Annotated in this window: 13 protein-coding genes and 2 pseudogenes; 12 read left to right on the top strand and 3 right to left on the bottom strand. The window is 38.0% G+C overall.

Annotated features, from left to right (window positions below; translation table 11 throughout):
• Positions 1 to 755: 755 nt before the first annotated feature.
• Positions 756 to 926 (bottom strand): helix-turn-helix domain-containing protein, encoded by a 171-nt coding sequence (locus HMPREF0083_RS27280; protein ID WP_021622129.1) that lies wholly within the window; start codon positions 924 to 926, stop codon positions 756 to 758.
• A 239-nt stretch (positions 927 to 1,165) separates the two neighbouring features.
• Here HMPREF0083_RS27280 and HMPREF0083_RS26440 point away from each other — a divergent pair, with 239 nt between their 5' ends.
• From HMPREF0083_RS26440 to HMPREF0083_RS14000, 4 genes and pseudogenes are all read left to right on the top strand, one after another.
• Positions 1,166 to 1,681, top strand: coding sequence for a helix-turn-helix domain-containing protein (locus tag HMPREF0083_RS26440; protein WP_021622128.1), 516 nt, complete (start codon positions 1,166 to 1,168; stop codon positions 1,679 to 1,681).
• 73 nt (positions 1,682 to 1,754) lie between these two features.
• Entirely contained in the window at positions 1,755 to 1,991 is a 237-nt protein-coding gene (locus tag HMPREF0083_RS14010) for a hypothetical protein (protein ID WP_021622127.1), read from the top strand.
• Entirely contained in the window at positions 1,981 to 2,544 is a 564-nt protein-coding gene (locus HMPREF0083_RS14005; RefSeq protein ID WP_021622126.1) for a hypothetical protein, read from the top strand. The genes HMPREF0083_RS14010 and HMPREF0083_RS14005 overlap by 11 nt, the downstream gene beginning before the upstream one ends.
• Positions 2,545 to 2,997: 453 nt before the next feature.
• Positions 2,998 to 3,372, top strand: a pseudogene (locus HMPREF0083_RS14000) (DinB family protein); the annotation flags it as partial.
• A gap of 601 nt (positions 3,373 to 3,973) precedes the next feature.
• Here HMPREF0083_RS14000 and HMPREF0083_RS27275 read toward each other — a convergent pair.
• Positions 3,974 to 4,971, bottom strand: a pseudogene (locus HMPREF0083_RS27275) (IS630 family transposase).
• An 804-nt stretch (positions 4,972 to 5,775) separates the two neighbouring features.
• Here HMPREF0083_RS27275 and HMPREF0083_RS13985 point away from each other — a divergent pair.
• From HMPREF0083_RS13985 to HMPREF0083_RS13970, 4 genes are all read left to right on the top strand, one after another.
• Positions 5,776 to 6,636, top strand: a complete 861-nt coding sequence (locus tag HMPREF0083_RS13985) for an MSCRAMM family protein (RefSeq protein WP_040302827.1) — start codon at positions 5,776 to 5,778, stop codon at positions 6,634 to 6,636.
• Positions 6,637 to 6,645: 9 nt separating this feature from the next.
• The gene (locus HMPREF0083_RS13980; protein ID WP_021622117.1) at positions 6,646 to 7,521 is read left to right on the top strand and encodes an MSCRAMM family protein; all 876 of its coding nucleotides are present in this window, start codon (positions 6,646 to 6,648) and stop codon (positions 7,519 to 7,521) included.
• A 147-nt stretch (positions 7,522 to 7,668) separates the two neighbouring features.
• The gene (locus HMPREF0083_RS13975; protein WP_051354661.1) at positions 7,669 to 8,094 is read left to right on the top strand and encodes a hypothetical protein; all 426 of its coding nucleotides are present in this window, start codon (positions 7,669 to 7,671) and stop codon (positions 8,092 to 8,094) included.
• Between the two features lie 177 nt (positions 8,095 to 8,271).
• Positions 8,272 to 8,670 (top strand): DUF1259 domain-containing protein, encoded by a 399-nt coding sequence (locus tag HMPREF0083_RS13970; RefSeq protein ID WP_021622115.1) that lies wholly within the window; start codon positions 8,272 to 8,274, stop codon positions 8,668 to 8,670.
• 181 nt (positions 8,671 to 8,851) lie between these two features.
• Here the strand turns inward: HMPREF0083_RS13970 and HMPREF0083_RS13965 are convergent, their stop codons facing one another.
• Positions 8,852 to 9,184 (bottom strand): YmaF family protein, encoded by a 333-nt coding sequence (locus tag HMPREF0083_RS13965; RefSeq protein WP_240961523.1) that lies wholly within the window; start codon positions 9,182 to 9,184, stop codon positions 8,852 to 8,854.
• A 348-nt stretch (positions 9,185 to 9,532) separates the two neighbouring features.
• Here HMPREF0083_RS13965 and HMPREF0083_RS13960 point away from each other — a divergent pair, with 348 nt between their 5' ends.
• The 4 genes from HMPREF0083_RS13960 to HMPREF0083_RS13945 all read left to right on the top strand — a co-directional run bounded on the left by HMPREF0083_RS13960 (position 9,533) and on the right by HMPREF0083_RS13945 (position 12,346).
• Positions 9,533 to 10,399 (top strand): hypothetical protein, encoded by an 867-nt coding sequence (locus HMPREF0083_RS13960; protein WP_021622112.1) that lies wholly within the window; start codon positions 9,533 to 9,535, stop codon positions 10,397 to 10,399.
• 269 nt (positions 10,400 to 10,668) lie between these two features.
• Positions 10,669 to 10,977, top strand: coding sequence for a hypothetical protein (locus HMPREF0083_RS13955; protein WP_021622110.1), 309 nt, complete (start codon positions 10,669 to 10,671; stop codon positions 10,975 to 10,977).
• 367 nt (positions 10,978 to 11,344) lie between these two features.
• A complete protein-coding gene (locus HMPREF0083_RS13950; RefSeq protein WP_021622108.1) occupies positions 11,345 to 11,929 on the top strand; it encodes a hypothetical protein in 585 nt (194 codons plus the stop codon).
• A 3-nt stretch (positions 11,930 to 11,932) separates the two neighbouring features.
• Positions 11,933 to 12,346, top strand: a complete 414-nt coding sequence (locus HMPREF0083_RS13945; RefSeq protein WP_021622107.1) for a hypothetical protein — start codon at positions 11,933 to 11,935, stop codon at positions 12,344 to 12,346.
• The last annotated feature ends 324 nt before the right edge of the window (positions 12,347 to 12,670 follow it).

Below are 12,670 nucleotides of genomic sequence, written 5' to 3'. Positions count from 1 at the left end.
AAATCGTCAGGTTTTAAGTGGTGGGTAGTTCACACGACCCAATAAAAATGAACCAAGTTTCAACAGTAGGATTAATTATCACCCTTTTAGGGCTAGGAGGTTTAGTTTTTCCATCTTATAAGAAAATGTATATTATTCCTTATGTAATATTTTCAGTTCCAGTGTTTTTTTGTGTACCTATCTGTTGATCTTTGCAGATTTGAGCTCTCCAAAAGCACAGATAGTAGTTAATTTTTGTAATATATTAGCTTTTACATTTACAGTATTAGGGACATTATTTGCATATATATCGCCAAGATTTAGAGGAAAGATATAGTATTATTTAAATGATCGTCAGTTTATTACAGATAGAGAGGGTAATTAACCACTCTATCTGTAATGAAGGGTTTACCAATAGAATTAAAAAGAGATTGAAACGATAGCTTAGTTTTTAAGGTATTCCTGCCAAATGTTTTTATGGGGTCAGCCCTGAGAATTAACTCTGATTTTTAATTAAAATTCTATACCTTCACAGGACAGGTAAAGGAGTTCCCGAAAACCACCGGGTGTTATTATAACGCTAATACCTTTGAAGTGTTTAAAAAACTCTTTTTCCTCCGAATCGCATTGAATAATAGAAAGTAACCATAAATGGCCATCCTTTTTAAGAATAACAATATCTGGATTATAATTACCTTTGCTTATAAAACAGGTCAATATCATCAACCTGTTTTAAAGAAGGAGTCAACACATTTATCATTTCGCTGTTGACCACTTCAACAGCGGTGAGTATCGTTTCTATAAATTTCTTCTGATGTTTCCTCTTTCGTATGTACCAGCAACTCCCCAACGCCAACCCCAAACATCTCGCACAGGGCATCCATTGTATCGAACTGAATCCCTTTTCCCCGGCTGTAGTAGACCGCAGTCAGCGTTGCCCTGGACAAGCCTGTCTATTTTACAACCTCGGCTAACGTTCTCACCCCATGTTTCGCCATCAGAACTGGTAAGTTCGATTTAATTACTTGAATCACCTCGGTAAACAAAATATCATTGTAATAAACAATAGTCTGTTTATTTTTTGTTTTATATTGGACATAATGATAAAAAATCGGTCAATAACTAAGTAAACAATATATTGTTCATTATGAAGTGTATATGGTGTTTTAAACATGAGGTGTTATGTATGATAAAGTGTAATTTAGCTGTTTTAATGGCAGAGAAAGGACTAAAAATCGCCGATATTGCCAGTGGTACAGGAATGTCACGGACAACAATCAGCTCCCTAGTGAACCACAATGCGAAGGGAATTCAGTATGATACGTTTAATACACTGTGCGAATTCCTCAAAGTGTCACCAGGAGAATTGTTCATTTATGAGCCATTCAAATTTAGCTTCGAAATAAAAGAAGTAGAGGAGAGGGAAAACGACTTCCTTTTTAAACTGGATGCGGACATTACGTACAAGAAGCAGGTGTTACAGGAAGTACTGCCGGCCAGTGTAATTCTGGACATGGATGAAAAAGACGAGCTTTGTTATGTTGGGATGGAAGTTAACTATTCCGAGGAAATGACGCAGCTGATCGCCCCGATCCCTCGGATGTTCCATAAGGATATGGAAGAGGAAATTAAAGAGGCGATTATAGAGCAGCTGGTTCAGACATACTCTTTTGCAGAGGACATTGTAGTTACATTGAAGTAGCAGGAGGGTAAATTTTTTTAGGGAAAGGTACAATGAACCAGAGGGGGTATAGAAACAGAATAGGAGGAAGAGTATGCGTGAATTCAATATAGACGATTTCTTTAAAGAAATCGATGAAAAGCAACAAGAGGTAAATGAACGGGTCTATAAATTATTTCGCGGGAATGGGCGTAAGACACGAGTCCGACCACGAGACGAAGATGAGCAGCGTTGTTTGGATATAATCTGCCGGGAAAAGTGGATGCGAGCTGTTGAAGAAGGAAAGATTCGCTATATCAATGACAGGGAGATGGATTATTTTGTCGATTGAATCGTATCGGACAGAAGTATATGGATTGAAGGGAAAGCCTAAAACAGAAAAAATGCTTCTGTTCTCGGCAATCTTGACAGAGATACTAGAGTCTTTGAATGTAGAGCCCATCATCGTAGGTGGATTCTCTGTTGAGCTCTACACCCGGAATAGTTATTTAACGGAGGACATTGATTTTGTATTGAACGGTCGAGATAAAGCGAATCGGGTACTATTAGATCTTGGATTTGAAAAACAGGGGAAGGATTGGTATCACAAGGAAGTTGGGTTGATTGTAGAGATACCGGATAACTGGTTAGACGGTGATTACAGCCGGGTTACAAAGCTCAATATCGGGAATGGACGCTATGTTAAAGTAATCGGGATTGAAGATATTATTAGTGATCGGTTGCGTGCTTGTAAGTTTTGGCGTTCCCAGAGTGATTGCGAGTGGGCATTCCGTTTGTATTATGCCCATAGAGAGCGAATCGACATGAAGTATTTGAAGCAGAAAGCGACAAAAGACGGAACGTATGAAATCGTGGAAGAGTGGATAGAAAAAAATAATGAGTAAATCGTAAACCAGAGTAGGAATAGAAAGATTTCTGCGGAGCAAAAACAATGCTTGCGAAGCCTGTTGTAGTGTTTCGGTAATAAAAAGGGTGGATTTCAAGGAGTCTCCCCTTTTTTGTATCCCTAAAATTAGCGGTATCTCAATCGCGAAAGATAACGTCCAGGTTGAATTTTTTGTAATGATTTCGTGAGAAAAGGGAGTAGGCTTTGGGAAGCTTATTCCTTTTGTTGAACTAACGTGCAGTTATCTTTAACAAAACCGTTTTAAAAAAAAGATTTCACAACATGAATCATGAAATATGGATGTACTTGTAATCAAAAATTTTAAAAAAGAGTGGTATTTATGATTCGTGATGTGGAGGAATTTGTAAAGTTTTTAGATGGATTACGAAAGCGTACCATGCAGTATGTTAAAGTTGTACCCAACTCTATTTTAGAATAGAAACCAGCTGAAGATAAATTTTCAACGGGAGATTTACTTCGACATCTAGGTTCCTCTCAACTCATGTTCTTAAATGTATTTGAGCATGGAAAGTGGATCTATTCAGGTCATGAAAGTAGTAAAGGGGAAAATATAGAGGAAATTGTTCATTACCTAGAAGTGTGTCATGTAAGGTTAACGGAGGGTTTATTAACTTTAGAAAATGATCCATTGGCAAAAAAGGTTCCAACCCTACATGGACATGAAGTAAGCTCCTGGAGGATCATGATGGCATTGGCGGAACATGAAATGCATCATCATGGTCAATTATCAATATATCTTCAGATGAATGGAATAGAACCACCTCAAATTTTCGGTCTAAAAATCGAACAAGTTGAAAAAGGTTAATATAAATTATTTATATTGGTTTAGCTTCTCCAAACATGGGCTAAAAAAATGAATTTGATACAAATGATTTGTTAAAGCTACCAGGTAAGTAACGAGGCCACTGAAAAACTGACGTTTTTCTCGGAAAGAAAATAGACTCATTTAAAAAAAGACGACTCCTATTCATTCTGAACTGTAACCCGAATAACGGACTTTTTTTAAGTGTCCATTATTCGGGTTACAGTTCATACATCAGGAATAGGGTGCTCCTTTTCCCTATAGCAGCAGAAATCTGGCGCTAGTTCCAGAAGATTTTTTTGCAGCACACCATGAAATTCAAGTTTATCCACCATCTTTTCTTTCCGGTTCCGGGTCAGTTCGCGCACCACATCATTTGCCAGACGAACAACAATATCATGTAGTTGTAATACCTATCTGAAAAGGTGATGAAAATTAAGTGGTTCTTGAAAGAATATTTTTATTATCCTTTGTAGATATGTTAAACTTCTTGTCTAATAAGAATAGATGTTCTTATTTCGGAATTATACTAAGGTGTAATTAAGGGAGTCTTTTTCTTGAAAATTATTTTTGGATTATACCTATATAAGTTGAACTAAATAATTTACATTTTTGTACACAAGCGATTTATAACCTGACCTAAATCTTGGTTAATGTGCTGAATAAATGCCTGCGCATTGATGAGAATTTCTTTTACAGACGAATAAAACACGTTTTCGATGATTGATTTTTTCAGCCAACTCCACAATCCCTCGATTAGGTTGAGATTTGGACTATACGGAGGCAAAAAGACAAGAGAAAGGCACTCTGCCTGTTCTTCTAAAAAAGGTTGAATCAACTTGGCGTGATGAATACGTGTATTATCGAGGACCATGACGATTTTCCCTGTCGGATACTGCTCAAGCACAAGCTCTAAAAAATCAAGAAACGTCTGAGCATCGTACTGTTCCCGTTCGATACAGAACATGTTTCCCGTTTCATTATTCAAGGCTCCGATCAGCTTTACACCTTGATGTTTTCCGTAGGTGGGAACGAGACGCTGCTTACCTCGAAGAAACTAGGTAGAGCTAACCGCTTGATCATCTCGAATCATCGCTTCATCTTGAAAAAGAATGTGGTCAATTTCTCCATTCAGAAGTTTTTTTAAAATCCCGTAAAGGTTTCACGAAACGTCTCTTGTTTTGCAGGATCTGCTTTAGCTAGTGTATAGGAAGCTTTTGTATAGCTGAAACCAAGGCGTTTTAAGAGTAGCGTTACCCCTTTTAGGGTATAGGAAACACCATACTCTCGCTCGATCCATTTTCCAATCAAGCCAGCGGTCCAGTTATAACGGGCAGGAAAATCAACATCGACCGGACGCTTCGTGGCGACAATTTCAGCCACCTGTTGTTCCTGTTCTTCTGTTAAACGTTTCGGTGCACCGGGAGAATGTTTGAGTTCCAATCCTGCCAGTCCGTTTTTTCGATACAATTTTAAATAGGTGCAGATGGTTTGGGGTGTACGGCCAAGAAGCTGTGCAATGTCGATATTTTTCTTTCCAGAAAGATGAAGATACACCGTTCGATAGCGTTCAAACATTCGCTTATCCTTCGTCGTTTTCATTGCTTGTTTTGCTTCTTGTATAGCCTATTGGTTCTCATTGTTGGGAAAATATCTTTAGCAGAATATAAAAAAGAGGGGGTGTATTATGCTGAGTGTATGGAAAGATAAACGAAGGCCGTTCCTGAGGGGCGGTCTTTTTTTGTGCTAAGTTTACTGGGAGTAAACAAAAATAAAAATTCTCTTTATAAATTCAGCTTTTTTCTATTTGTTGAACGAAAAATGTTTAACATGTTAAACTGCACTGCATATAGATATAAAAAAGGCAGGGACATCAGCCCGCTGCCTGTATAGAAAAGCGTGTCAAGTAGAAGGGATGGGTGTTCATCCCTTCGCTGATATACTATGAGATTTGTTTGTCCTAGGTGCATAGGACAAGTTGTCTTTTGTTTCTATATAACAATATGGACAACGGACAAACGGGTTAAATCTTTCAGACATATCCTGATTCATATCGACGCGATGATTAACTGTAGATAGGAGTAATTAGATTGAATGTATTGCTACCCTGAATAAAAAAGATGCTGGTGCAGCTGCTACAGCTTTTCCGGCATCATTCGCATATTACAATCTAAACGTTATGGACAGTTGAGACTCCCACCCCTGAAGGGACAAGCTGGCTAACACCAGTGGGATTCTTGAATGACTAAGCGTCCGCAATTCATTTCTGCTTTGGACAACCTTCAAGATTGGGGCATCCCATTGCCCCTCCATATCCAGTGCATAGTCCATTCCTTTGAGTATATCATTACATAATATATTACAAGGTTCCATCAAATCAAAAATTTTATGTATGGAGGGATGAAAATGGCTTTTGAGGAAAAGTATAGCCTTGAACCTAGTGAACAGTTTAACCTTGTTGGACGTGAAGAGAAAAATGAGGACTTGCAGCTAAGTCCTTCTATAGAACCCGACTCCGGCAGTATAAGCGGAACGGTACATGGTTCAGATGGGACACCAATTGCTGGCGCGACTATTAAATTGTTTGATAATACGGGACAATCATTTGAACATGTAAACTCCAACTCGTCTGGTTTATTTGATTTTGCACGTATTCCGGCAGGTTCGTATTTTATTACAGCTTCTAAGCCGGGATTTTTAACTCCGTCCCGAATTCCAGTTAGTGTTATTCAAAATGGTTCGGCTTCTGTTGATATTACAATGTCGGTAGACCCAAATGCGAATTCGAACGTATTGTATGGGATTGTTTTTGATACGTCTAATAATAAACCGGTTGATAACGCAACCGTGGAACTGTTTCTGGTTCAGAGTCCAGAACCTGTAAGTCAGGGAAGAGTTTTAACGAATGCTGAGGGGCAGTATTTATTTGCTGACTTGCCAGACGGTGACTACTTTGTTACTGCTAACAAAGCGGGTTATTTAACGACAAGAAGTTCACAAGTCCATCTAACAAATAAAGAGTATGCATCACTTAATATCAATTTAAATGCTAACCCGGATGATAACACAGGCACTATCAGTGGTATTATTAAAGATCAACAAACAGGGATCCCCATTGCCAATGCTACTGTAGCCCTCTATTCAGTTTCAGGTTCTGTTGAAAAAATTGTACAAATTACACGAACAAATGCTGGGGGATTATATTTGTTCGGGGATTTACCTCAAGGTCAGTATAAAGTGAAAGCAACGGTACAAACAGCAACGTGAGTATAGGTCATGATACGTGATGTATATAAACTACAAGCTAGCCACCCCTTTTCGCTAGCACCGCGAGAAGAAGAAGACGTACATCTTAATTTGACAAAAGCATCAGCAGATATCCATACCTTTCTTTCAGGAAAAGTGACGACACAATGTGGAGATCCGGTTGTTGGTGCAACTGTGAAAGTATTCAGTTATGATTTAAAGCCACTTTACCATACATTAACAGATGACGAGGGTAGTTACTCATTTGTTAACATCATTCCGTCAGGAAAATATAAGGTAGCGGCTGTAGCTGAAGATTATATGCTTTCTGATATAAAGGTGGCTTGGATTCGTACTAAAATGCCTATATTCATACGTTTCACTTTGCAACCAACGCCATTTACCGCAGGAATTGTATACGGAAAAATTATAGAGCAACGTACGAATTTGCCTGTATCTAATAGTAAGGTCAAGTTATTACTTTCGAATCAAACGATGTGCGCAGAAACGATGTCCAACGAGGATGGGGAATACTTGTTTTATCAGGTGCCAAGCGGGGAGTACGTGGTTTTTTCAAAGAGAGATGGATACCAGCAATCTGATTTTGTTCCCTTGAAAGTTTATTCAAATGAACGTATTCAAATTCGCTTATATATGAAACCAAAACCAATTTTTGAACTGGGAACCATTAGCGGAATGATTACCGTCGAAAACTGTCCGACCGCGAATATTCCAGTCTTTTTATACCGGGTGCATAATGGAACTGAAGAGTTGATACAGACACAAATTACACAAGTAAATGGATTGTACTTGTTTAGTGCAGTTGAATCAGGTGAATATATTGTGAAAGCGAAACTGCAAAATGGAAAATTATATAAACAGGAAAGTTATATAGACATCGGATAATTCCGATGTTTTTTATAGGTCTGTTTTTTGATTACCCAAATTGTTCAAATTATACATTGATATTAAAGTTATTTTCTCTGTATATAAACCGGAAGTTCTAAACACAATATGAGATGTTTAATAAAAACAAAAAAGGGTGATCTACAGATGGGTAAGCAAGAAAAAGAAAAAGAAGTTATTGTAGTTACAAATGCTAATAAAACAGAAATAGCTTCAGAATTAGCTCCGTTAAAAAATCAATTAAATCAAATGCAGCAGGCATTAAGTCAAGCACAAACTTCACAGGCTAATACTCAGCAAGCTCAAACCCAAAATGCAAGCCAACTTCTACAACAAATGCAACAGTTTAAAAGCCAAATCCAACAACAGCAACAAAAGGGTGGAGTTCAGCAGCTACAGCAGGCTATTCAGCAAGCTGTTCAGGCATTAAATCAATGTGCTCAATATATTGAAACTACACAAGCGCTTAATGAAATGAATGTATTAGTTGATCAGTATCAACATCAATTGATGGGTGGAGGTCAAACACAAGCCCAAGCTCAAGCTCAAAATCAAAGTCAAACATTGCAGTAGTAAACTAAGAAATTCATGAGTGTAGTCATGACGCTACACTCTTTTTTTAAGAACGGCCTTTTTTGTTACAATCAAATGGTAAAGCGTATATTTTTTGATATATGGTAGCATGTCCATGGCAAAAATTCTTCCTTTACATAGCCTGTACTATCAGGGTTAGAAAGGAGGAAATTGCTCATGGCTCAACCAGGCCCACTTTGCCGACGCTTTGCTCGTATCCTTGGTGGAACAGCAGAAATTGTGAATGGCGTTTGTACTGTTACCCGTATTCGTAAGATCAATGTAACGATACAAGGTCGTCGGAGTCGTTCGCCATTAACACTTGCAGCGTTGTTCTCTTTTGAATCCAGAGATAGTAGGGGACGTGCACTCAATCTAGGAGAGACCGTTATTTTACAAAGGGAAATCAATCCGTTTATTACAGAACTTCGTAAGCGTGGTATCGAAGTAACTGCGTTACACAACCATTGGTTGTTTGACGACCCGCGTATCATGTATATTCACTTCCAGTCGATTGAAAATCCTATTGTCTTTGCTAGAAAGGTTGCTGAAGCATTTAAAGTGTTAAAAGGGTAATTAATAAGCTGCTCTTCGGAGCGGCTTATTTGCTGTTCATTTTCGTCATTATTTATTCAAAAAACAACTGGGAAGAATGAGCGAAAGTTCACCGAGAGATGGACAGATTGCGATGGGAGGGAAGACATGAGCATAAGTAAAAGTAAGAAAGCGACTGGATAGCCGCTTTCTGTAGCACACTCTATCGATCTCCTGGTGCAGGCATTCCAAATCCGGAAACATGATGTTTATGTCCGACATCTTCTGTTGTATCAAAGTTAAAATAATGGGTATGCGTTCCATCGCCTACGGAAATAGCCGGACTTGAGCATGCTCTGTAATAATGCACATGCCCATCTTCAAATAATACATATCCTTCGATATAGTGGATATGGGAACCATCTTGTAAAGGGACAGCTACTTCACTAACGTTCAACAACAGATGTACATGCTCTTTACTAATAGAAGTGTAAGCTACCGCACCATGATTATGCCAAGGTACAAAACCTTGTACGAAGCCATTGCTCCTAATCAAATGAAATCCACCCCCAGAAAAAATGTTCATAATAGTCTATGCACTCACCTATTTTTGGGAATAGGTATTTGCCTATAAAAGTAAATAATGAACAGCTTTTATTGAATTGTTTTTTTGAGAGGGAAAAGACATTGGTATATTACATGTGTTGCGATTTTTGTCGGAGAGAATCGAGGCGTGTTATGCTGGGCGCAGGGAAAGATAAACGAGGCCGTTCCGAGGGAGTGGTCTTTTTTAGTTGAAAAAATATTTGGTTTATATTGAAACATTTACCATAAGGAGACCGTCTAAATATAATAGTAAGGCTAAGGAATCTAATATACATAGATCAGGGGATGGAATATAGCTATGAAAAAAGTAGCAACTGCATTTTTAGCGATAAGTTTATTGGCTACGACACCTGTCTTCGCGGCTGAACAGGAAAGCGATCCAATCCAGCAAGAAGAGGGAATGATTGAACAAGGGGAAAATCAAGAACTGACTGTTGATGAAATTATGGCCCAGAAAGGAATGAAATCGGCATTAGAATCATTCTATGATAAATTTCCACAAGCAAAAACATATGAAATATCGGGTACTATAATAAAAAATGAAGGGACAAGTAGGCTTAAATTATTCATAATAAGTGAAACAGAGTCGTTTATTTTGGACTTTGACCAAGAACGGATCACGAATTATACACAAATAAATAGGCTCCCCGATGTAGAGTTAGAGGGGCCTATGATACAAGGGATTTTGAATAAAATCTATAGTTTGTTACCAGAAGCTAAGGACCTTAAACGTGACTCATCCTTTACTCAAATAGATAATGGTGGGAAGAAAATTTATATCCTAAGTTTTAGTGAGGATAAGGGGTTAGAACAAAGTGAGATAAGTAGTAAAGGGTTAATGATACATTTTGATGAAACAGGAAAGATTATAACCTTTGACTTTGATAGCATGCCCTTGATTAATCTTAAGGGTGAAACAAAAGAAGAGAAGGCATATGAACTTCTAAAACAATTTTATGGAGATGAAGCAAAAGAATACAAAATAAAGAGAGTAAATGAAATTTCAGAAAATGATCCGAATTATAAAGACCATAAGGACTTTATGAGAGGAACTATTGTATTTACACATACATCCTCTAAAGAAAAGCCAATTTTAGTGGGCTTTAATAGTGAAGATGAGCTTACGATGCTTCAGGTTACTACACAGGATTTCCTGAAAGAATAGCATACACAATACAAATGAAGTCGTTCTAACTGGAACGGCTTTTTGTTATCCATTTTCCGTACTTGAGCAGCCAAAAAACGTGCAATTCAGTGCAGTACTTGTGAATGGTGGTCGGAAAAGTACTTTTGTCTCGAAATTTGACGAAAAGTGTTAGTCCCATAACCTTTTCTTTTCCTTCATAGTTAAGTAAGGAGAGAAAGTATCTTGTAATTCAAGTTGCAGATACTGATTTTCTTGAAAGATATATAACGAAATAGGGAGGGGCAAATATGGCATATCACTTTGATCAAAATTGCCAAATTAAAGGGCAATCAGGAGTTGTTTATACGGCTAGAATCAGAATTACACAGGATGCATGGGATAAAGCGGATGCAGATGCTCAGAACCAAACAAATGCTATTCTGAATAACCAACCTATTCAATTACTATCAGCGAGTGGAAGAGGGCCGGGAATTAAATGGGAAGGGAATGGATGGTCTATGCATACACAAACAAATAAGAGCTTGTATGATGTGACAAATCTAACAGCAGCCCCAAAAGAATTTCTTTTTGATACCTATAAAAAACGCCCCCATTAATACCCGAAAAACGAGTCACTCTCCGGAGTGGCTTTTTATTTTACCCCGGAGGTGGGTGGTGATGTAGATGGCAAGAGCTAAGAGTAATTTTTTTATAAAACTATATTATAAAGGATATTGATCACAAGTTAAAGGGTGGCGTATACACCATCACATTACGAAGGCGGATGAACGGTTGTGTACACATATTAGATGGCAGGATGGTGTACCCACAGAAAGATGAAAGGGACGAAAGGGAGTTCAGAAAGACAGAGCAGATGATGCATCATCCAACTTGGAAGCGTGTAGGTGGAACAATGGAGTAAACAAGGCGGTAACAGAAATAGATCAGTACTAGCATAATAAAAAATACTCGGGAGGCGGTTTTATGCAAACCACAATCAACCCAAATCATCAATATATTGAATCTGTATGCAGTAAGTACCCAGGAACCTACTGGGGGAAAGGTGCAAAGTGCCGGATCCATGATATGCACGTCGGACAAATTGTTTCATGCCAACAATGGGAGGATAAAGAGGCGGAACAGTGGATAGACGATAATGGTCAAATGGCCTTTACCAGTCTGGAACCAGTGTTCGAATTGCTCCATGTTGCTCAAGATGAATTAGACGGGTATTACTGGATGACACAGCAAATGGAATATTTACGGGAAGCAATTCAATCCGAAATAAATAGAAGTGATGATGTGGCAGCAGGTACAGCTCAGTACGGTATTGAAGCAACATTACCCAAAGCAAAGGGTGGAAATAGTGATCCCGTGTTTAGAGCAGCACGTAATAACCTGCGAGCGTGGGAGCGGCTAAATAGACGATTAAAACGTTTTGAAAACAAGGTGAAGCGGGTTGAGGCGTTTGCGGAAAAGAACAACCTATCTGAAAAAGAACAGATTGTCCTTGAGGGCATTATGGATGGCCAGAAGATGAAAGATATCGCAAAAGAAGGGAGGGTTTAACAAATGAAAAGTTCTCATATCGCAAAAATGGTAGTGATAATGATTGTAGTACTATTAGCATCATCTTGTACACAGAGAGGAGAACTACCCGAAAAATCAGTCCGTGATGCAATGAAAGACGATCAACAAACATTACAAATATATAGTAACTTAGCTATTAAGGATGCGGAAAATCAAGGGTACGATATAAAAAAAATAAAATATAATCGTGCCACTGTTATTTACAAAGATGGCAAACCAATAGGAGCCTACAAAATTGATTTAGACACTACATCAATAAAAAACAGGCAAAAGGACGTTACGTTAGTTTATTATTATTCTCAAAACAAAGAATTATTAGCTCGGGTTGCTTTGGGTGAAGAAGATCTCCAATTCAAAAAATTTTCCATTAGGCCACCGAATTTGAGTGTTCCTTAATGGCAGATTTAGCATTAAACCATTAAAAATAGCAAAGGAATTAGATACATGAATCAATTTCACAACTTTCCCTTAAAAACTACGTTTTTACAGGAATCATCAAATTTTCAACACATATTTGTAAGTAAAACTTGGGGAGATGCTACTTTTTGAACTCCTGAAACCTTTGGGGCTCTAAGGCTCCGAGTTATGAAATTGATTCACATACAAAATGTAAACAAAGCAACCTACTTCGGTCAGTGAAAAGGTTGTTATAGACTAAAAAGTAAATTGTAATACCAAGAGTGTTAATTATCCAGTATAATCCAGAGTAGATCGCCACCA

This window comes from Aneurinibacillus aneurinilyticus ATCC 12856, from assembly GCF_000466385.1.
In the GTDB taxonomy this organism is placed as follows: Bacteria; Bacillota; Bacilli; order Aneurinibacillales; family Aneurinibacillaceae; genus Aneurinibacillus; species Aneurinibacillus aneurinilyticus.
This window is presented reverse-complemented; position numbering and strand designations above follow the sequence as displayed.

What these genes read in the sequence shown, in the direction of transcription:
- HMPREF0083_RS26440 (WP_021622128.1), top strand. Translation starts at nt 1,166, where the DNA reads ATGATAAAGTGTAATTTAGCTGTTTTAATGGCAGAGAAAGGACTAAAA.
- HMPREF0083_RS14010 (WP_021622127.1), top strand. Translation starts at nt 1,755, where the DNA reads ATGCGTGAATTCAATATAGACGATTTCTTTAAAGAAATCGATGAAAAG.
- HMPREF0083_RS13985 (WP_040302827.1), top strand. Translation starts at nt 5,776, where the DNA reads ATGGCTTTTGAGGAAAAGTATAGCCTTGAACCTAGTGAACAGTTTAAC.
- HMPREF0083_RS13980 (WP_021622117.1), top strand. Translation starts at nt 6,646, where the DNA reads ATGATACGTGATGTATATAAACTACAAGCTAGCCACCCCTTTTCGCTA.
- HMPREF0083_RS13975 (WP_051354661.1), top strand. Translation starts at nt 7,669, where the DNA reads ATGGGTAAGCAAGAAAAAGAAAAAGAAGTTATTGTAGTTACAAATGCT.
- HMPREF0083_RS13970 (WP_021622115.1), top strand. Translation starts at nt 8,272, where the DNA reads ATGGCTCAACCAGGCCCACTTTGCCGACGCTTTGCTCGTATCCTTGGT.
- HMPREF0083_RS13960 (WP_021622112.1), top strand. Translation starts at nt 9,533, where the DNA reads ATGAAAAAAGTAGCAACTGCATTTTTAGCGATAAGTTTATTGGCTACG.
- HMPREF0083_RS13955 (WP_021622110.1), top strand. Translation starts at nt 10,669, where the DNA reads ATGGCATATCACTTTGATCAAAATTGCCAAATTAAAGGGCAATCAGGA.
- HMPREF0083_RS13950 (WP_021622108.1), top strand. Translation starts at nt 11,345, where the DNA reads ATGCAAACCACAATCAACCCAAATCATCAATATATTGAATCTGTATGC.
- HMPREF0083_RS13945 (WP_021622107.1), top strand. Translation starts at nt 11,933, where the DNA reads ATGAAAAGTTCTCATATCGCAAAAATGGTAGTGATAATGATTGTAGTA.